At 57.0% G+C, this 21,246-nt stretch carries 15 protein-coding genes; 10 read left to right on the plus strand and 5 right to left on the minus strand.

Annotated elements, in window-relative coordinates:
- Positions 1 to 4: 4 nt before the first annotated feature.
- Entirely contained in the window at positions 5 to 1,480 is a 1,476-nt protein-coding gene (locus Poly51_RS11685) for a multiheme c-type cytochrome (RefSeq protein ID WP_146457657.1), read from the minus strand.
- Positions 1,481 to 2,088: 608 nt separating this feature from the next.
- Between Poly51_RS11685 and Poly51_RS11690 the strand changes: the two genes are divergently transcribed.
- Entirely contained in the window at positions 2,089 to 3,585 is a 1,497-nt protein-coding gene (locus tag Poly51_RS11690; protein ID WP_146457660.1) for an RtcB family protein, read from the plus strand.
- 547 nt (positions 3,586 to 4,132) lie between these two features.
- On the opposite strand, the gene Poly51_RS11695 is transcribed toward Poly51_RS11690, so the two are convergent.
- Positions 4,133 to 6,352, minus strand: coding sequence for a protein kinase domain-containing protein (locus Poly51_RS11695; protein ID WP_146457662.1), 2,220 nt, complete (start codon positions 6,350 to 6,352; stop codon positions 4,133 to 4,135).
- A 196-nt stretch (positions 6,353 to 6,548) separates the two neighbouring features.
- Positions 6,549 to 7,748, minus strand: a complete 1,200-nt coding sequence (locus tag Poly51_RS11700) for a XylR family transcriptional regulator (protein ID WP_186775494.1) — start codon at positions 7,746 to 7,748, stop codon at positions 6,549 to 6,551.
- A 440-nt stretch (positions 7,749 to 8,188) separates the two neighbouring features.
- On the opposite strand from Poly51_RS11700, the gene Poly51_RS11705 reads away from it, so the two are divergent.
- The 6 genes from Poly51_RS11705 to Poly51_RS11730 all read left to right on the plus strand — a co-directional run bounded on the left by Poly51_RS11705 (position 8,189) and on the right by Poly51_RS11730 (position 15,974).
- Positions 8,189 to 10,693, plus strand: coding sequence for a PSD1 and planctomycete cytochrome C domain-containing protein (locus Poly51_RS11705; protein WP_246114431.1), 2,505 nt, complete (start codon positions 8,189 to 8,191; stop codon positions 10,691 to 10,693).
- Positions 10,694 to 10,766: 73 nt separating this feature from the next.
- On the plus strand, positions 10,767 to 12,233 hold the full coding sequence (locus Poly51_RS11710; protein ID WP_146457667.1) for a DUF1501 domain-containing protein: 1,467 nt from the start codon (positions 10,767 to 10,769) through the stop codon (positions 12,231 to 12,233).
- A gap of 150 nt (positions 12,234 to 12,383) precedes the next feature.
- A complete protein-coding gene (locus Poly51_RS11715; RefSeq protein ID WP_146458478.1) occupies positions 12,384 to 12,977 on the plus strand; it encodes a GspH/FimT family pseudopilin in 594 nt (197 codons plus the stop codon).
- Positions 12,974 to 14,026, plus strand: a complete 1,053-nt coding sequence (locus Poly51_RS11720) for a hypothetical protein (protein WP_146457669.1) — start codon at positions 12,974 to 12,976, stop codon at positions 14,024 to 14,026. The genes Poly51_RS11715 and Poly51_RS11720 overlap by 4 nt, the downstream gene beginning before the upstream one ends.
- Positions 14,026 to 14,646, plus strand: a complete 621-nt coding sequence (locus Poly51_RS11725) for a type IV pilus modification PilV family protein (protein WP_146457672.1) — start codon at positions 14,026 to 14,028, stop codon at positions 14,644 to 14,646. Before Poly51_RS11720 ends, Poly51_RS11725 begins: the two co-directional genes overlap by 1 nt.
- Entirely contained in the window at positions 14,643 to 15,974 is a 1,332-nt protein-coding gene (locus Poly51_RS11730; RefSeq protein ID WP_146457674.1) for a hypothetical protein, read from the plus strand. The genes Poly51_RS11725 and Poly51_RS11730 overlap by 4 nt, the downstream gene beginning before the upstream one ends.
- Before the next feature lie 51 nt (positions 15,975 to 16,025).
- On the opposite strand, the gene Poly51_RS11735 is transcribed toward Poly51_RS11730, so the two are convergent.
- Complete coding sequence (locus Poly51_RS11735; protein ID WP_146457677.1) at positions 16,026 to 17,030, minus strand: Gfo/Idh/MocA family protein; 1,005 nt, start codon at positions 17,028 to 17,030, stop codon at positions 16,026 to 16,028.
- Between the two features lie 479 nt (positions 17,031 to 17,509).
- On the opposite strand from Poly51_RS11735, the gene Poly51_RS11740 reads away from it, so the two are divergent.
- The 3 genes from Poly51_RS11740 to Poly51_RS11750 all read left to right on the plus strand — a co-directional run bounded on the left by Poly51_RS11740 (position 17,510) and on the right by Poly51_RS11750 (position 19,842).
- On the plus strand, positions 17,510 to 17,917 hold the full coding sequence (locus tag Poly51_RS11740; RefSeq protein ID WP_146457679.1) for a thioredoxin family protein: 408 nt from the start codon (positions 17,510 to 17,512) through the stop codon (positions 17,915 to 17,917).
- A gap of 84 nt (positions 17,918 to 18,001) precedes the next feature.
- Entirely contained in the window at positions 18,002 to 18,880 is an 879-nt protein-coding gene (locus Poly51_RS11745; protein ID WP_146457681.1) for a UDP-N-acetylmuramate dehydrogenase, read from the plus strand.
- A gap of 110 nt (positions 18,881 to 18,990) precedes the next feature.
- Positions 18,991 to 19,842, plus strand: coding sequence for a hypothetical protein (locus tag Poly51_RS11750; protein ID WP_246114432.1), 852 nt, complete (start codon positions 18,991 to 18,993; stop codon positions 19,840 to 19,842).
- 29 nt (positions 19,843 to 19,871) lie between these two features.
- Here Poly51_RS11750 and Poly51_RS11755 read toward each other — a convergent pair whose 3' ends face one another.
- Complete coding sequence (locus Poly51_RS11755) at positions 19,872 to 21,143, minus strand: diaminopimelate decarboxylase (protein ID WP_146457686.1); 1,272 nt, start codon at positions 21,141 to 21,143, stop codon at positions 19,872 to 19,874.
- Between the last annotated feature and the right edge of the window lie 103 nt (positions 21,144 to 21,246).

Genomic DNA, 21,246 nt, shown 5'->3' on the forward strand with positions numbered 1-21,246 from the left:
TACGTCACTTGTCCGAAACAGCATTCTGTTTCAAGTACGCATCGGACGCTTGCTTGTCGATGCGAATGTAGTGATCGCGCATCTCGGGAAAAATACTCTCGCTAGCCGTGTCCAACCGGAGTTGATCGCTGCCGGTAAATGGCATGTGGCAGTCGATGCAGTTTGTCGAGATCTTTTCGCCTACTTCGTCACTCATCCCACACGCCTGCGGTTGATGACACTTCATGCATCGCTGCGAAAATAACGCGATGTTTCCTCGTTCAAATTGATGCGGGTTGTGACAATCGACGCAAGTCATTTCGGTTTGAAGAAAACACTTGCTTCGTCCCAGTCGATCCAACTGGTTGCTCGTGTGGACGCTGTTCCCGCTTTCTTCGCCCGGTGGTTCGTAATGCTGAATCAAATCGTCTCCGGGGCGAAAACGAAACGGCCGCCCCTTCAACGGCGTGATACTGCTGTGACATTGACTACAGACTTGCAGTTCTTTGTCACGCGGTAGATCGCTGGGAACGGTGACAAAGCGAGACTCTTTTTCGCGTGGATTCTCGCGATGATATTCCACATGTTCACGACCTGGACCGTGACATCGTTCGCATGAGATGCCGGTGATCAGCGATCGGGGTGTGAAGCGGTTGACCGGCTCGCGAAAATCAACGTACGTCGTGTGGCACTCCAAGCAACGTGCAATGATCGGGCGTTCGTACGCGGCGTCGCCGTCGTGGTAGCCAGGACTGTTGATCCATGAATCCGTATCCGTCAGATACGTGACGTTGCATTGGTACAGTTCGTCGTCGTTCCAATAGAGAAACGTCTGAGCCAGCTTGGCCGAGCCAGTCACGATTTGCATTGGGATTTCGAACTCCCAGCCCATGAACGAGGCACGTTGAAACGCCGCACCATCGTGCTCGACCATTTTGAACGAAACGTTGGGCAGCCGAGTTCCAAGTCGATTCTTTCCCGAATCCAGCGAACCGCGAATGGACTGGGGAGTCGCCAGATGGCTTGTCAGGTGATGTGAAGTTTTCGAGAAAGACGCAAAGGTCTCGGCGTGGCATTCCTCGCAGGCCTTTGCACCCAGAAAGCCTGGGTTCTCGTGAATTGGTTGGGCATCGCTGGGAGGCTTTGGCGATTGCTGGGGAGGGAACGGCAACACTGCGGCTACCTTGCCGCCCGGTTTCCGGACGATCCAAGCTCCTGCCCTGTTACGATCCACCTGCAAATAACTGGGGATTGGAGCAGCCTTGCCTAGCTTGGCCAATTCGGCGAACACGACATCAGGGTCCGGTCGAGCGATGCTCTCATTCTCCTCTTGCAACCGGCGTACTTGCTGACGTCTTTTTAGCTGTCCGATATCGACAACTTCTTGATCCACTTGAGTCCAAAAGAAAAATCCCAACACAGCGACGATGAGAGACCCAACGGCGAGGTACTTTGCTGACGGCACCCGCTTCTCCTCGGACTCAAACAAATCAGAATTCATTAAATGGCAATCCGAAAGACGAGTCGATTGAGAACTGCGGCGAATTGTTTTTCAAGATCCATGGCGGCAAACTCGCAAGCCAAGCCGTAGCCGCGTGCACTCAGTTTAGCAGACGCCCTGCAAACCAGCCCGTCGTGTTGGTGAATTCACGTGACCGGACATTTCGTAAACGAGGATTGAAAGAGCGCTCCGCGTGGGGGCAGATTTTTTTTGGTTTTCAAATTTGGTTTTGCTTCAATTCTTTCACGGATAAAGCGAAGGTGTTATTTTTTTCAATGGCCATTCTCCGTATGGCGAAGCCGCTGAACTGCATTGCGCTGGGTCGGGCAGCGCACCCCGGGTCGGGCGCGACGTTGCGTTATGAAGTAAAGCATGGGCAAAGACAAACTCGTCGAGTCCGACTCGCGATTGCCCAATCCCAGATATGTACGCCCACAAGAGGCCAGAAACAGACAGGCGAAAAGCACTTATAACTTCAGGCGTGGCGACGAGGACGAGACTGCCTTGGCGAACCTTTTTCGTTGTGGAGCAGTCTAGGTTCAACTCCTACGGCACCGCTTTGTCATCGTGATTGCCGTTCTTCCGAACATGACAGCGAGCGATTTGCGATGGACACCACAAACCAAATGATCAACGTAACGGGCGTCGCAACCGCAACCCTGGATGTCGGCGGCGATCTCAGTCCGATCACAATCATCGGTAACGAATCCATTCGGCAAACCTTTGACGCGAACACAATCGGCCAAGCCATCAATTGCCGGATGGCGCCTGGCGTAACGAGCGTTGTCTTGAACCCAGATGCCCACGTCGGTTACGGCGCGCCGGTGGGTTGTGTGATGGCTTCGCCCACCCACGTGTATCCGGGACCGGTCGGCGTCGACATCAAGTGCAGCATGAGTCTGTTGCAAACCGATCTGCCCGCCGATGCGATCAATGAACCGACCGTCCGCCGGAAGCTGATCCAAGCCATCGCCAAGCGAGTCCCCACTGGCGCCGGCCGCGGCCAGCGACATGTCCCCAAGAGCCGTCCCGTCGACGGACGACTGGGCTTTCAACTGACAACCGATGGCGCTTCGAAAAGCGTGCTCAAGAAACTAGGCATCCCGAAATCCTGGGCGTCGCGATGTGAAGACGCTTTCCATACCGCGCACGATGGATCGTGCGATACTTTGGCCGCAAGGTTGGAATGGATGGGACGCACTCGAGACAGCCTCGACCGCCTGGAGAGCAAGTACCGCCAACTGGGCAGCTACGGCGGCGGAAACCATTTCGGCGAATGCGAGGTCGTCCACGTCGCTGAGGATCTGGCGAGCCGAAAAATTGCTGAGTCTTTCGGGCTGAAGGATGGGCACGTTGCCTTTCTTTCACACTGCGGCTCACGAGGCCTCGGCCATGATTTGGCGATGGGACAATTCCGCGCCATGAAGTCGTCGTTCGAAAAGCGAGGACGTGCATTCCCCGCCGGTGACCCGCAATTGGTCCATGCGGAAGTCGACTCGGACGAGGGACGCAGCTACCTAGGTGACATGGCCATGGGCGCCAACTTCGCGACGGTCAATCACTTGTTGATCAATCAATTGGTTCTGGAATCATTTCGCGACGTGTTCCCCGGCATTCGCGGCGACCTGATCTACTTCATCAGCCACAACATCGCGCGACTCGAACCGCTCGACGGGCGACCACAGTGGGTGCATCGCAAAGGTGCCACGCGAGCTTATCCGGCCGGACATCCGGAACTCGACCGAACGCCTTTCGCCGAAACCGGACACCCGATTCTGTTACCCGGCAATCCTCGCGACGGATCGAGCGTGATGGTGGCGTTGCCAGGCGCGTCGCTTTCCGCTTTCAGTGTGAACCATGGCGCCGGCCGACGAATGAGTCGTACGAAAGCAAAGAAGTTGCTGGACCAACAAACGATCGACGCAGACTTGACACAGCACGATGTGATGAGCAACTGCCGCGAATATCCGCGGGACGAAGCCCCAGATGCCTACAAGGACTTTGGCGAAGTCCTGGCCAGCGTCCAAGCAGCGGGCCTCGCTACTGAGGTGGCCAGGCTGCAAGCCAAGTTTGTCATCAAAGACGGCTCGCCGGCGGACGACTGAGTCGGCACCGCCCGCGATTGGATCGGCGTTGGCCTGCTAGCCGACGCCTGACCGAAATTGGCCCGGTGTCTGGCCGACTTCTCGCTTGAACACGACGCTGAGGAGAAAAAGGGGCATGAGGAGAAAAAGCCAAATTGGCGTTTCGGCAGTCTTTTCAATTGGTCACAGCCTGGGCTGTCAACGATCAGGCTGGACCGAGCGAGTGAACCGGCCAGTCCGCAAGGAAGAAGAGGAGCAACTGCGTCGGGCGATCAACCGAGGGCAGCCTTTCGGAGACGCCGGTTGGTCGAGACCACCGCCCGTCAGCACAACCTCGAATCAACCCTTCGCAAACGAGGCCGCCCTCGAAAATCCCCCCAAATCACCAATTAGGCTCCTGACCCTTTTTTCTTTTCGCTTTTTTCACGCGCACGTCCGAGGACGAGAAACGGGAACAACGAATCGTATTGGGACATACGAACTTTTCATCCGTCCGCAAACTCCAATCCCATCGGTTTCCGTCGATAGCCTGGGTCGGCGGATGCCCACCGCTGGGCTAGGTAATGATTCAGCGGGGCATCCGCTGTCTTGCCTCGGCAGCTTTCCGGCTGGCCTCACTCGCCTTCTCGGTTTCGTCCAGCCGGGCGTAAGTGTTGGCGAGTTTTTGATAGCAGACCGAGAGGCCGTCGAGCAGGAAGCGACTCTTCGGATCTTCGACGAGCGCCTTCTCGGTCAACGCGAGCATTCCTTCATAGTGAATTTTCGCGTTGTTCGCGTCACCGACCTGCAGCCAGTGATTCCCCAGCCGTTCGTGAGCAAACGAAAGGGAATCCATCGCAAACGACGATTTCGGTTCGGCTTCATACCATCGCCGGGAAAGGTCCTTCGATTCGGCGAAGTACCGCAGCGCACCGTCGTTGCGTTTCAAATCGTGACAGGCGTCGCCCGCTCGCATCAGACTGTCGGCAAGTCCCTCCAGCCGGCGCAGATTCTCGCCCGTGTCCGATCGCAGCCGCCGATGCATGGCAACCGCCGTTTCGAAGTGAACCAAGGCAGCTTCGAAGTTGCCGCGAATCGCATCGATGTCGCCCAGGTTATTGATGGGATAGGTCGACTCGTAAGCAATGGTTTCGTTGTCGGGATCGTCGGCCAACAGGCTTTGGAAAAGATCGATCGATTGGGTCAGCGACGTTTCCGCCGAATCGATTTGATTGTCGTTGATGAACAGATTGCCGAGTTGGTTCAAGGCATTGGCATGGAGACGTTTCAGCGACGGTTTGTCGTTCTGGTTTCGCAGTTGCTGGTAGATCGCGACGGATCGTTGAAGATGATCCCGTGCCTCGGCCGACATTGACTTACCTTCGTCATCGCCGAACTCGCTGAAGATTAGCCCCAAGCTGGTCAAGACTTTGGCGGTGCTGAGGTCAACCCGCGCCTGGGATTTCACTTCACCGGAAACCCGCTGCAAATCCGACAGGGAATCGCGAAGGAGTTGCTGGCGCAGTTCACGCGCCGCCGGAATTCTTGCCAGTCCCGTTTGCAGCGTGTTGATCATCGTTTCCAACGTTGCGACCGCGATTTGCGTGCCCTCTTGAGCACGCCGCGCCCGCGCGTTGGCTAGCATCGCGAAGTACGTCGACAAACAAATGCCAATGACTAACGAGAACCCGATCCCCGCCATCAAACCGGCGACTAAGCGATTGCGTTTGCACCATCGCCATGTTCGTTCGACGCGTGAGACCGGCCGCGCGTGAATCGGTTCACCCGATAAGTATCGCGACAGTTCGTCGCCCAATTCACCCGCCGTCGCATACCGCTGCACCGAGTCTTTTTGAAGGCACTTCAAACAAATCGTTTCGAGATCGCGATCGACGTCGGCGTTCAGGGTGCTTGGCGAGAGCGGTTCTTCTTCGAGAACTTGGCGGATCGTTTCAATGGCGCTGGCCGCTTGGAACGGTGGTCGTCCGGTAAGCAACGCGTACAAGATCGCACCGAGCGCATAGATATCGGCGGCCGGGCCGACCGTCGCCGTCTGTCCCGATGCTTGCTCGGGCGGCATGTAGCTTGGCGTGCCCATGATTTGACCGGTGGCGGTTAGATCACGGCTGGAACCCACTTGCTTGGCGAGTCCAAAGTCAGTCACGCGCGGGACACCGTCACGGCTGAGCAACACGTTGGCTGGTTTGAGGTCACGGTGGATGACGCCCTGGTCGTGCGCGTATCCGACCGCCGACGCGATCGTTTCCACCAATTGCGCCGCTCGTCGTACCGGCGTGGGACCTTGATGAATGTTGGCGTTAAGGCTCTGGCCGTCGACAAAGCCCATCGAAAAGTAATGGTGTCCCGATTCCACCCCAACATCAAACACGGGCACAATGTTGGGATGATCCAATCGGGCGGCCGATTCCGCTTCGGCGTAGAACCGTTGAACTTCTTCGTCGCTGGCGAAGCGTCCGGCAAGAATCCTTTTTAAAGCGACGACGCGATTGGCGCTTTTTTGTTTCGCACGAAAGACCACGCCCATACCGCCGCGCGCGATCTCGTCAAGCAGTTCATAGTCGCCGAAATCCGCCAATACCTTCGAAGCAGTTCGAACAGGTAAGACGCGTGGTCCCGCAGATTCATCTAGGGTATCGACGGTATCGTCCAGGTCGCCGGCTTGCACTGTCGAGCGAACTGAGAGCGTGACGCCGAGCGCCCGACCGTCGTGACTTTCGGCGTCAGCGTCGGGCCGCGTGGTGTGCCCAATGTCAGCCGATGCGGAGGTCCGCTTGGTGGGTTCGGTCATGGCGGTCACTGCGTTGGCCGGGACTCGGTTGGACGGAAGGGCTGCCAACCAAGGTGGACAACCACAGCCGTCACGTTAGCTTGACTTGCAATCCAGGGACACACTGAACGAATGTGGATGCTGCAATCGAAACACTTCCGCCGTGCCCACACGTCCGATGCGTTGCACCGGACGATCAAGGTTGATCGCGACACGCTTAGCCAACGGCCGATCGAAATTGTCCCGGGGTTTGCCCCACTTCGCGTTTGAAGACGACGCTGAAATATTCCGGGTGTTTGAATCCCGTCAGCGACGCGATTTGGGCGAGCGACAGATCCGTTTCACCGAGTAATTGTCGAGCTCGTTTGATCTGGACGTCACGGATTTCGGCTTGCGGCGATCGACCGATCGAACGGCGGAAGCGTCGTTCGAGCGAACTTCGCGCGATCGGGATTTCCCGCAAAATGTCGCTGACCGTCAATCCTTGGCACGCGCGTTGACGAATGATCTTCAGCGCCGCGACGACTTCGACATCATCGATGGCCATCACATCAGTGGAATGCCGCGCGGCGACGCCCAGCGGTGGGATCCTGCGAGTGGTTTCCTTCGGCGATTCGCCTCGCATCAATTCGTCCAACAGCACGGCCGCCTCATACCCGATCCGTTCGGCCGACGGGATGACGCTGGTTAGCGGCGGTTGACAGAAATCGCAGATCACTTCGTCGTTATCCACGCCGATGACCGCAACTTGCTCCGGCACGTTCAACTTTGCCGTGCGGCAGGCTTCCAACACATGTTGGCCGCGAAAATCGTTGCACGCCATGATGCCGACCGGTTTGGGCAAGCTGATCAACCACTCGACGATTTTGGATTGCTGCCGTTCCCAGCCGCTTCGCCGCGCCTGGGACCAATCCGACGCGTGGGACGATAGCACACCATTGTGCTGGGCGACCGTTTCAGCGAATCCGGCACCCCGTTCGATCGACCAGTGGTGATCGCTGAAACCACAGAACCCGAAATGGCTGAGCCCGCGCTCAATCAAGTGCTCGGCGGCCATACGACCGATCATGGCATGGTCGTTCCAAATTGCGGGGATGCCTTGATCTCCGTAGATATCTGTCAGATTGACCGTTGGGATGCCCCACTTTTGAATCATGGCGGCCATCTCGGGCGTGGTCGACCGCGTAATGATGCCGTCGCCTTCCCAACGCCGCAGCCAAGCCGGTGGCGAAACCAACAACTCGCGCAAATCCAGTTGGACGGACCACGAAGGATGTTCCAACAGGTAACGGCCGATCCCCTCCAAGACGCCTCGCCCAAACGCCATTGCCGTTTCGACGATCAACAGCACGTTGGGACGTTCGGAAAGCGAGCGATTGTGGCGCGGAAGCAACTGCAGTTTGTTCGTTTCAGCCATTTCAAATTCTTTCAAGCCGCAATTGCCATGAAATGGGCGCGCCGAGGGTTGCGAAGATTTGGTCGGAATCAAACCGCGTTATCCTTTGCACTCTGGCACGATTAGCGGTCTGCTTGAGATGTTTTACCACGATAAGTGTATGGTCGTGAAAATTCGTTCTGTCAATTGAAAAATTAGGTCGCGTCCCGTTAGGGGCGTTCGAACTGATCCGGAAAGTGCAAAGGCTCTCATTTGGTAAGGTCACATTCTCATTGGCATACGGGTCTAGAGAGCTACCATAAGGGTCTGAATCGGGGATGATATTGTCGGTGGGACGGTTGCGAGCGACTTCTGTTGCGGCGTCGATTCGACTGCAACACCTTTCGCGCCGCCCATACATGCCCGCCCGCGCTGCCCTGCCCAAGTCCCCCACCCCAATAAGCCCCACCCCGGTGATTCCAATGATGGACCGTGATCGTCGAAGCTGCATTGCTACGGCATCCGCAATGTATGCAATCCGATCGATGGGGATTGCGATCGCAATGTCCGGATCGATCGGCATTCAGGCTGACGAATTTCAACCAAGTGAACCGCCATCCAAAGCGGCTCCCGAAATTGATTTCGCGAGACAGGTACAGCCGATTCTTGCCAAGCGTTGCTTTGCTTGTCACGGCCCGGACAAGGCCGAGGGAGGGCTGAAGTTCGTCGACCAGGAATCGGCCTACGCCGAGACAGATTCGGGCGAACATGCGATCGTGCCGGGCGATATCGAAGCCAGCGTGATGATCGCGAGAATTACGACGGATGACGAATACGAAAAGATGCCTCCCGAAGGCGATCCGGTGACGTCGGAGGAAGTCGAGATATTGAAGTCTTGGATCGCATCGGGTGCGGCGTGGCGAAACCACTGGGCGTTCGAGCCAATGAAGGATCCGCAACCGCCGGTGGTCGCGGATGCCGTTTGGAACAAGAATCCGATCGACGCCTTCGTGTTTGACTCGCTCGCCCATGCCGGGTTGTCACCTAATTTTCCCGCGGACCGACACGACTTGATCCGCCGCGCCTGCTATGACCTCACGGGGTTGCCGCCTACCGCTGCTCAGGTGCAAGCGTTTGTCACCGACGATGATCCCTTAGCATTCGAACGATTGGTCGACGAACTCTTGGAATCGCCCCAATACGGGCAACGATGGGGGCGACACTGGCTGGACCTGGTCCGCTATGCCGAAACGAATTCGTTTGAACGAGACAATCCGAAACCCAACGCGTGGAAGTATCGCGACTATGTCATCGACGCCTTCAACAATGACAAGCCCTACGACCAATTCGTGCGTGAACAATTGGCGGGGGATGAACTTGCGAACGTCACGAAGGAGTCATTGATCGCGACGGGCTACTATCGGCTGGGAATTTGGGACGACGAGCCGGCCGATCCGCTGCAGGCGCGGTTCGACGAAATCGACGACATCATCACGACGACCAGCCAAGCGTTCCTGGGTTTGACGATCAATTGTGCGCGTTGCCATGACCACAAAATTGATCCGATTCCGCAAACCGACTACTACAGCATGGTGGCGTTCTTGGCGGACGTGACATCGTACGCGACGCGAAGCGACGGTACGTCGAACAATCAAATTGACGTGACCGGAAACGAAGCCAATCGCGGCCATCAACAATGCGACACCGACTTGCAGCAGATCCAAGCAAAGATGCTTGAGATCGAGCAGATTGGGATCGCCAAAATGTCAGGCCCCGACCAACGTGCGACCGAAGGTAAACCACGTGCACGACAAAAAATCCTGAATAAGAACCTCAAGGAATGCTTGGACGCCGATCAATGGGAAACCTACCAGGAACTCATCGTCTCCCGTGATGCAGTCCAACAGCGCCGCAAGTCCTTGCCGCCTCGCGAGACGGTCATGGGGCTGGCCCGATGCGATGCGACCCCAGATCAAACATTCGTGCTGTTTCGAGGAAACCCTCACTCACCGGCGGACCCGGTCGAGCCCGCCTATCCGGCGATTTTCGGTGATGCACCACCCGTGTTACCGCCGGTTGCCGAATCGGCTAAGTCAGCCGGCCGGCGACGAGTCCTGGCAGAGTGGATGACTCGCGACGACAACCGCTTGACCGCCCGTGTGATGGCAAACCGGCTGTGGCAGTTCCACTTTGGTCGCGGCATCGTCCGCAGCAGCAACAATTTCGGCCAACTCGGAACACCGCCGACTCATCCACTGTTACTCGATTGGCTGGCCCAGCGATTGATCGACGGCGATTGGAAACTCAAATCGATGCATCGACTGATCATGACCAGTCGCGTCTACCAAATGTCGTCGGCATCGACGGACGAAGGTCAGTCAGTTGATCCCGATAACAATCTGTTTTGGCGTTTTGATCCACGACGGTTGAGTGCCGAAGAGGTCCGCGATTCGATTTTGGCTGCCAACGGTTCACTGAACGTGGAATTGGGTGGCCCGAGTTTCTATCCACGGATGTCGGCCGAAGTCTTGGCAGGGCAGTCGCGTCCCGGTTCCGGCTGGGGCGATTCGACGGAAGATCAGCTCAACCGACGCAGCGTCTACATTCACGTGAAGCGATCACTGCTGACGCCATTGCTGACGGCGTTTGATTTCCCGGACCCCGATCTGACGTGCGAAGAACGCTTTACAACCTTGCAACCTGGCCAGGCGCTGTCGCTATTGAACAGTGACTTCGTACAAGAGCAATCCGATATCTTGGCGGGATCGATCGGTGCCGACGAATGGAAGACGAATGCCGACAACGAAGAAATCGTCCGACGAACGGTTCGTGCCGTCCTGCAGCGCGAATCGTCCGCCGACGAGATTGCCGCGGGCGGTCGCTTGATCGTCGAACTTCAAGAAAAACACGAACTCAGCCGGGACCGCGCGGTCGGACTGTATTGTTTATCGGTGATGAACTGGAACGAGTTTCTGTTTGTCGATTGATGCAATCGCTTGCGCCACATACGCCGTCGTAAAAACTGCCACACGATCTTCCACTCCAACGCGAACGAATACCATGACTGAAAAAAGACGCAAAATTGGTTTCTGTGGACGCACACGCCGCGAGTTCGTGTGGGAATCGGGCGCCGGGTTTGGGGCGGCGGCGCTTTCTTCCTTGTTGTCAGGCGACGGATTTTTCGGCTCCACCGCTGCCGCGAACGACAAGCCGTTTCAAAATCCACTCGCTGCCAAAGCACCGCATTTCGCGCCCAAGGCAAAGTCGGTCATTTTTCTTTTCATGTACGGCGGCCCCAGCCACATCGACACCTTCGATCGCAAACCGAAGATGAAGGGAATGGACGGAAAAATCGTGGACGTGAAAACGTTCGGTCGCGGCGGGCACAAACCGGGCGGCCGGATCGTCGAACCGCGATGGGATTTCAAGCAATACGGCCAGTGCGGAAAGTGGGTCAGTTCGTTGTTTCCCAATGTGGCCGAGCACGTCGACGACATCGCGTTCCTGCATTCCATGACGGCGGATTCACCGATCCATGGTTCGGCGATGCTGATGATGAACAGCGGCAAGATTTTGTCCGGAAATCCGGCGATCGGTTCGTGGGTCAATTACGGACTGGGCACCGTAAACGAAAACCTGCCGGGCTTTGTCGTGATGCTCGACCCGACGGGCGGCCCCATCAGCGGCGCAAAGAACTGGAGCAGCGGTTACATGCCGGCAACCTACGCAGGCACCGTCTTTCGCAGCAAAGGAGCACCCATCCTGGACTTGGCGCCGCCATCAGATTTACCGACGGGTGTACAGCGTCGCCTGATCGACTCGATCCGAGACGCCAACACACGGCACTTAGTCACTCACGCCGGCAACGATGACTTGACGTCGCGGATTGCCAGCTACGAGTTGGCCTACAACATGCAATCGACTGCACCGGAGGCCGTCGACTTGGCTGATGAAGATGCGAAGACGCTTTCGATGTACGGAATCGACAAAGAAGAGACTCGCGATTTTGGCACGCGATGTCTGATGGCTCGCCGATTGGTCCAACGAGGCGTCCGGTTCGTACAACTGTATAGCGGCGGCGCCCACAACGATGATAATTGGGACGCCCATGGCGACTTGGAAACCAACCACAACAAGCACGCCGGTCGCACCGACCAACCGATCGCGGCGCTGCTGGCCGATTTAAAACGAACAGGGATGCTGGACGAAACCTTGGTGGTTTGGGGCGGCGAGTTTGGACGACAACCGACCGCTGAGTACGCCAACGGAAGCGGCCGCGACCACAACGCCTATGGCTTCACGATGTGGATGGCCGGCGGCGGTATCAAGGGAGGCGTCAGCCACGGTACAACCGACGAATTGGGGGCCGCAGCAGTCGAGAACCCGCTGCATGTGAAGAACTTGCACGCGACGATCCTGCACCAACTCGGCCTCGACCCGAACCACTTGTCGTATTTCTACAGCGGCTTGGAGCAAAAATTAGTCGGCGTCGAACCGATCGAACCGATCCACGAGATCATCGCTTAGTCGCTGCAAGTCACGGACGAAACGCTCTGAATGGAACCGAAACGATCGTTTGATTCGATCGTAACAATTGTGCGGGCGATTTTCCCCAGCTTCTTCTCGGCAGTTCGCGATCGCTGACCTAGGGTTGTGCGGTGTGTTGAATTCCGTCCGATGATTCCGAAGGCCTGGGTCGATTCCGTGAACCCGCGACGTAGCGCAATGACGATGATCGAAGTCACGATCGCCATCTTGGTGATCGGTCTACTATCGGCGATTACGGCACCTCGGCTATCTGACGCCTACCGCTCCACTCGCCTGCAATCGGCGGCATGGCGAGTCACCAACGATGTTCGGCTGGCACGCCAAATGGCCATCGCTCGAGGGCGATCCATCGAATGGGTGTGCCAGAACGCGAACGACGTCTACACGTGCGCTTCACTGGGTTCGCGCGACGGATCTGGGGCATCCATGTCCGTTTCCATCGGCGAACTTTTTGATTCGTCGTTCGACCTGTCCGCGGACTTTGACGGTCAATCAACGATTCGCTTCGATGCTGACGGAGTGCCCTATGTAGGTACATCCATGATGCAAACCGGAGTCATCACGCTTCAATTCGGCGGGGACCGATATGACGTTCGAATCGCTGCAGGTACCGGCTTGGTCTCACTCACCAACGTCAGTGTGTGGATTCCGACATCGGATCCTGTCTACGAACCTGCTTCGCAATCGGCACAGGTCGATGGCACCAGCGGAGCAACTCCGTGAAACGGCACGCTTACACATTGATTGAGATCGTCGTCGCCATGTTGGCGGCCAGCGTGCTTGTCGCTTCTTTGGCAGGGTCGATAGCCGTTACGTCGAGTCTATTGCAACCCGATACCGACCACGACAAGGATCTTGCTAGACGATTGATCGCCGATCGCATCGGCGGGGACCTTCGCTATGCAACTTCGGCAACGGCTGCCCCATCGGGTGTCGGCCTCGACCTGCATCGCACCGAACCGGCATCGAACATAAACCAAGTGATTCGCTATCGATCCGAGTCCGCCGATTTGACTCGCGGTGTTGACGGCGACACGGCTGTTCGGATCGGTGCGTCAATCACGCAATTGGACACGACCATCGATGGCTACTCGGCCCCGACCTGGATCGCCACGTCGCCGAATTTGGTCCGCTGTCGCAGTCGAGCCGTGCAATCATCGGCGGACAGTGTCTCGTCGATCTCGGTCGAAATTCCTGCTGGCGTGATCCCCGGCGACCTGGTGCTGTTGTGTGTGTCTGCGAAGTCATCCTCGACCGTCGCAATTACGAAACCGAACTCCTTCACGACACTGCAAGACGAGTCCAACGGATACCTCTCGCTAGTCGTTGCCTATGGGGCTTACGACCTGACTTGGCCCACTGAAATCACGATTGACGCGTCGCCCATCGCATACATGGCGGCGACGTTGATCACCGTCGAAGGCGTTGATCCCGGCGGCCCGATCCGCTGGACCGCGAATCGTCGCAACGCGTCGCCGTTTGCCGACCTAGCACCAACGTCTTTGGAATCGGCGACGACGCAAGATTCTGACCTGAACCTGCAAATCTTTGCGGCGGACAGATCACCCTGGTTTCCGGGGACCATGGGAATGGCATCTTATGTCGACGTGGTTCAGCGCCGCGCCGGTGAAAGCAGCTTTTGGTTTGGCAATTCGATCGGCGTTGCCAGTCGCAATGGCAACGAAACGACGCTCTCGTCGCCACCGCAGATGATGCACCGATCGTACGGCTCATGGATTCAAGCCGCCGTCGTGTTGAAGGGGCTCCCCTAATGCGAAATGGCATCACGCTGATGGAAGTTGTCGTATCGACCGTCTTGGTGTCGGGTGTGTTGTTGGTAGCGATGACAACATCAGCCAATCTGTGGCGGAACCGTGGTTTGCAAAACGAACACGAAATGGCGGCTGATTTATCGGGCCAGATGTTAGACGAGATTACTTCCAAGGCGTTTCGTGATTCTGTGGCACCCGTGTTCGGTATCGAAACGGATGAGACCGGACTTGCCCGCATTGGCTTCGACGACGTCGACGACTATCACGGCTTCACCGAGTCGCCGCCAATGCACCGTGACGGTCAATTCATCGACGGATGCAGCGGATGGAGTATCGAAGTGATTGTGCAACCGGCAACCCCAACGACGGACGGCATCGAAGCCAGTGCTACCCCAACGGTAGATTCCGATGCTGGGCTTCGCTTGGTAACGGTACATTGCACGACGCCTACCGGCCACCTGATAACGGACGTTGCCGTGGTGTCAGACGTCCCAGGCGACGAAGCTGAAACCGCTTCGTTTCAGCGTTGGCGAAACGAGACGCTCACCTTCAGCGACGGCAGCTCGCTTCGGATCACAGCTCCGCTGCGCAACCGTCCCATCTTAGGCGTGGGACAATGAACATCGAAATCCTGAAATCATGCCGTTCGCCACGGCCACGACAAATCGATCGCGGCGGTTTTCTGTACGTCGCAGTACTGTTCACGTCGTTGATCGTTTCGATCTTAGTCGTGACAGCAATTTCGAATTCGACCCAACGTGCGAAAGAGCAATCCGATTGGGTCGATCGAGGCCTGGCAGTGCGGGCAGCAGAGAGCGAGATGCATCGATTGGCGTCCATGATGCGAGACAGTTCGTTATGGCGACAAGAAATGCTGAGTGGACGATTTTCGGCTTGGCGACCTTGGTCGACAGGGACCGCGATCATCCGCGGATCGAATCGTGAAGTTCGGCATCGCTATGTCGATCAAGACGGATCGCTAGACAATGATCCGACACATCCGGTAGACGTAACGGTTCACGCACGCGTCGGACGATCACAGTACGCGATCACGACGACACTGCAATGGGATAGACAACCGCTATCGATACTTAACTACGGGATGACTGCCGTTCAAAACGTGCATTTCCAAGATGATGGCTCCATCACGTGCGAACGTCCGGTGCAAGTCGGCGAAAACTGTACCGAGTCATCGGGCGGCTTGATGGTGACCCCGCTGCTTCATTGCGACGGAACCACGCAGATGACACTTCGCGGAGACCTTGCCCCGGACGCTTTGATCCAACCCAGTCGCGATTTAGTTGAAACATACCAGCAAATCAGTGGCCCCATGGCTCGCACGGCAATTCCGTCTGGGGGGACCGGCCGTGTGATTCGGGACCGTTTGATCTCGGCAACATCGAATCCGTTCGGTCCGGCCGATGCGTCCGGCATCTACCACGTCGACATGAAGGGTGAAAAATTGGTGATCGAACACAGCCGAATCGATGCGACGTTGGTCATCGAATCGGCCAGCGAGATCGAAATCCGCGGAGCGGTGACTTGGAGCTACTCTGCGCACCCCGACGCTATCCTTGTCACCGATTCTCCGGTGCGTTTCGTTGCCATGGAACCGGAACTGAGTGAAGCATCGCGCGCCGTCCACTTCAATCCGACTGGATCCGGATACCGCGGCATGTACGGGAACACCACGTTGACGGATCGATTTCCGACGGAACTGCGAGGCTTGATCTACAGCCAGTCAAGCATTCAATTCGAACCGCTCGTCGATGGATCGAACTTGATCGTCACCGGTATGATCGTCGGCCATTCGATCGAGATCCGCGGCAACGTCAGCGTTTTCGCTCTCGATGAATTGTTTTCGAATCCACCGGACGCGCTGTGCAATCCGGTGCCGATGCGCATCGTTCGCGGATCATGGCGGCGGATTGAATCGCCAGCACTCTGATTCAGCCACACCCGAACAAAACAGCTCTCGTGAACGCTCGATTCGTCGCCATTAAACCGAGATGCTTCGCCCCTCAGTTTCGCTTTGCAGCGCGGCTTCGAAAATGGAAACGGCGCGGTAGGCGTCGTCCAGATCACTCATGTTGCGAAGCAGGCTTGTGACACTGCGGTGGAACTGGGAAAGCAATTGTTCACCGACGGGTGATTCGGTGTCTAGCGTCTCCATGTTTCGTCCGGCTTCGTCGAACCAAACCAAAGTTGTGGGCAGGTCAATGAAAGCGACACCCCGTTCACAACAGATTTGCATCGCCGAAGGCGGTCGAAAACCGGCCGCTTCGTGCCACGTCGATCGAATGTAGCTGCCGCAACTGATTTGAGCGGTGACCGAAGGTTTGTCGTCAAATTGCGGAAAAGCCAAACTCATGCACCGGTAGTCGGATACCGATGTCATGTCGGGTTGAACCTGTGTCTGATGACCGACGGATGAAACGCTGACCGGTTCGCGGCCGACGACATAGCGACACCAATCGATCAACTCGACCAATTCACGTCGCGATGGATCGGATTCGCCGACCGACGATGCGCCGAGCGCCTGCAATCGACGGTGGCAAAAAATCAACTTGGGGGCTCCCAAGCGAGTCGCGATCAGTTCCTTTAATCGAAGTGTCGCTGGAGCATACCGCCGCGGAAATTCGACCATGAACGCAACGCCAGAGTCTTCGACGATCGATCGAACCTCGGCATCCTGGACTGAATCGAAATCGAGATCCCCGGCCCAATAAATCGCTTTGCCTGCCTCGCAAGCGGCCATCACCGGCAGCCAGCCAAGCCAATTGCGTTGCAGCATGATGACGGCATCGATATCGCCGCGATTGACCAGGGCCCGATATCCATCGACGACATCGGCCTGGAATTCTGCGGCCACGTTCTCGGCCAACTTCGCAACCGTATTGAAAACGGCTCGAACGTCGAATCGGTCATGCAGAACACGAAGGGCCGGCCGATGCCGCGTTTGCCAGGCATCGCAGTGGCCGATCAGTCCGACTCGTACTTTCATAGCGTCCGAACCGGGTAGAGGAGGAATCGGGCCATGGCGGATGTGGATCGTGTTTGCGGACTGAAATATCGGGTTCGACGCCGCCCCATTGTGCCCCAATTCGACCGTTTGCGTGGCGATGTAGCAAAAATTTTCGGGTCGCCACCATGGCCCGCATGTGGGGATGTGTCCATTTGACGCGTCTGGATTGGCACGCCCCAACCTGTTGAGCGACGGGAGGTTACGGAAACGGGGACCGGGAATCGACCGGGGGGCTACCACAGAAACGGCCCTTTTTGTCAATGTCAATTTCGGCGAAAAGTCAGCGGCAGCACTTGTGACCCGCACATGGCCCCATATACTCCGCCCAAGTTTGCCAGTTACCTAGAGCTGCAAAGTCTGCGCAGTCCTAACACTTATCTCATTCGGCAAGGGTGCTTCCGCGTCGTCGAAACGACGTGCGAAGCGTGATCGAACTTCATCTTTGAAGGGAATAATCTATGGTTTTGTTTATCTTGGCCATCGCGTTAGCTAGCGTCACCAGCGAGCAACAAATGACTCAGAAGTACGCCGAAGCTTACGAGCAGTCGGTGACTGAGCAGAAGCCTTTAATGGTTGTCGTGGGTGCCCCTTGGTGCCCCGCATGCAACGTGCTGAAAGATACGACCATCAAACAAATGGCCCAAACGGGCGAACTGGATTCCGTCAGCTTGGCAGTGATCAACAAGGACGACGATCCAGAATTGGTCAAACAATTGACCGGCGGCGACAAGATGCTGCCCCAAATCATCGTCTTCACTCAAGAAGATGGCCGCTGGCAGCGCCGAAAGCTGATGGGCTACCAGCCCAAACAGCCCGTTCGGTCGCTGATTCGTAAGGCGCTCGGGCGGAAAGTTCTTGGCGGCTGAGTGTCGGGTGGTTCTCTTTGTGCTTGATTCGCTATCTTGTGTATCTTTGACAGCACGAATCACTGCTATGGAGCCCGCTCGCAGATGACCTTTCCGGACGATTTGAACCATTTGATTCGCACCGACGAGCCCTTGGGGCCGTTGGTTTGGCTTGGTATCGGTGGTCCGGCTCATTATTTTGCTGAGCCCGTCGACACCGACGATTTGCAGCGGTTGGTAGTTGCCGCATCACAAGCGGGGCTTACCGTCCGGATCTTGGGCGATGGCAGCAACATTCTGGTTCGCGAAGCCGGCGTCGATGGCTTGGTCATCTCGCTGGCCGCTGCCACCACCAGCGGGATGTCCGTCGACGGCACCAAGATGACGGCCGGTGCAGGAGCCAAACTCTCGCACGCGGTCATCAAAGCGGTCGGCGCAGGCTTGGGAGGTTTGGAGCATCTTGTCGGCATCCCCGGCAGCGTCGGTGGTGCCGTCGTCGGCAATGCCTCCAGCGGTGGCCGTGACATCGGTTCGATCGTCCACAGCATCGAGGTCCTGGAAAAAGACGGCTCGCAGCGAACGGTTTCGCAGGACGACATCGGTTTTTCGCATCGAAAATCGTCGCTGGGCGGCTTGATCGTTCTTAGCGTGACGTTTCAGTTGGAAACGCGCGACGTCGCGGCGCTGACCAAACGGATGCAGAAACTGTGGATCGGCCGAAATGCCTCGCGACCCACCGAAGATCGGCGAATTGCGATGCCGTTTGTGGATCCCGATGGGATGCCGACGCGTGATTTGATCCAATCGGTCGGATTGGCGGGGATCCGGGAAGGCGATGTTTCACTGGACACACAGCAGCCCCACTACATCATTGCCCACAAGGGCGCGACCAGCGATCAATGCCTGCGGCTGATCGAAAGGGTTCGCGAGCAAGTCCTGATGCAGACCGGGATCGACTTGCAGTTGAACCTGCACATTTGGTAATCAGAAGCGAAGCCGGTGCGAGACGTTTGCCGGCGTGATTTCCAATCTTCCGATCGCCGAACCGCTTTTGCGGGTTAGACGGTCTTGCCGGTGAGGGCGTGCCTGTGGCGATGCGATCGCCTGAACCCGAAACGAAGCAACCGATTCGCGACTTGCTCAGGCGACTGATCAAGGCGCCGGCAGCTCTATCGATTCTGTGGCCGGCGCTGCTAATCGTTGGTGGATACGTGTCATGGCACCGCTGGGGTACCGAACACGTTGCCAAGAACTTCCATGCCGTCAACGTCGAACAGATTCGCATCAGCCCGCCGCCGGACTTTGTTCGATCGGACATTGTCCAAACGGTATATCGCGACACCGCCATGGACGGCTTGTCGTTGATGGATCGGCAAGCAACCGCCAAAATTGCGTCCGCGTTTTCCATGCATCCATGGGTCCGCGGCGTCATCAGTGTTCGCAAACTACCGGGCGGTGATGTCGATGTTCGGCTGGATTACCGACAACCCGTTGCGATGGTCCAAGTTTATCGAAACATCAAAGGCGTTCGTGATCGGTTTTTCTTTCCGGTCGATGCGTACGGAATCCTTTTGCCGACCAGCGAATTCACGCGTGCCGAAACGAAAGGGTTCGTCCACATTGACGTACCAGGTGCCGATTCGACTAACGCCGAGGGAATGCCGTTTGGTGACTTTCGCGTCGAGGCGGCTGCCCGGTTGGCGGACGTGTTGATGCCGATTCGAGAACAATCGGGCTTAGAAACCATTTCGGTGACTGGCGATTCACGCCGCGTCCAGGTGCCGCAATTGGAAATCACAACGCGAAACGAGACTCGCCATTTTTGGGGCAGCCCGCCCGGCATGGAATTGCCTGGCGAACCGACCGCGGAAATGAAAATGCAGGTGCTGATGGCGATCGATGGCACCAAGCCGACCGATTTGCGCGTCGCGAGAATGCCTCGCTGAGGCCGCAGGTTTTCAACCCCAATGGCCCTTTAAATATTCAGTGTCGCGAAGTAGTCGTCCATCGTTTCAGCACGTCGGATCAGTTCGACTTCACCGTCTTCACGAAGCAGCAACTCGGCACTTCGCAGCTTGGCGTTGTACTGGAACCCCATCGAGTGACCGTGGGCGCCCGCGTCGTGAATCACCATCACGTCCCCGCGTCCGACGTGGGGAAGCTTGCGGTCGATCGCAAACTTGTCGTTGTTTTCGCAAAGCGAGCCCACGACATCGGCCGTCAAATCCAGCGGCGCGTCTTCTTTGCCCAGAATCGACATGTGATGATACGAACCGTACATGCCCGGCCGCATCAGGTTCGCCATGCACGCGTCGACACCGACGTAATTCTTGTAGGTATTTTTGGCGTGAACGACTTCGGTCACCAAGTAACCATATGGACCAGTGATGATGCGACCATTTTCCAGATAGATCGTCAACGGATCCAAGTCGGTACCACCAATCAAGCGATCATAAGCAGCTTTCACACCGCTTCCGACGACTTCGAAGTCGAGTGCCAATTCGCCCGGACGGTAGGGGATTCCCATGCCGCCGCCCAAGTTGACGAATTCCAACCGGATGCCCAATTCCTTGTGCAAATCGACCGCCAATTCGAACAACATGACCGCCGTCTCGACAAAGAACTCGGGGTTCAGTTCGTTCGACGCAACCATCGTATGCAGCCCGAAGCGTTTCGCTCCTTTCTCCATCGCTTGGCGATAGCCGGTGAAGAGTTGCTCGCGAGTGAAGCCGAACTTCGCTTCCTCGGGCTTGCCGATGATGACGTTCCCTTCCCGTAGCGGACCGGGGTTGTAACGGAAACAAATCAGCTCGGGCGTGCCGACGTTGTCATGCAAGTAATCGACGTGCGTCAGGTCGTCCAAGTTGATGACAGCGTCCAATTCGCGGGCCTTCTTGTAGTCCTTGGCCAACGTGTTGTTGGACGTGAACATGACCTTCTCGCCGGTCATACCGACGCGTTCGCAAAGCAGCAGTTCGCCCAGACTGCTGCAGTCGCCGCCGCAGCCTTCCTCCATCAGAATCTGCAAAATCCGCGGGTTCGGTGTCGCTTTGACGGCGAAGTATTCGCGAAAGCCCGGGCACCACGAAAACGCTTCATTGAGCCGGCGTACATTCGCTCGGATCGCCGCTTCGTCATAAATGTAAAACGGAGTTGGATGCGTCTTGCGGATCGAGTTGATTTGTTCTTGAGTGAACGGAACGGTCTTGGCAGATGACAAATCAGCCGATGCGGACGAAGCGGACATAAAAATGGATCCTCGGGCGTAAAAACGTATCATTCCAGCATAACGGGAAGGCAATTCGACGCCAGAGGCAGCCCCGTTTCAACGCCCCCCGTTTCATCAACCT

Source organism: Rubripirellula tenax, assembly GCF_007860125.1.
In the GTDB taxonomy this organism is placed as follows: domain Bacteria; phylum Planctomycetota; class Planctomycetia; order Pirellulales; family Pirellulaceae; genus Rubripirellula; species Rubripirellula tenax.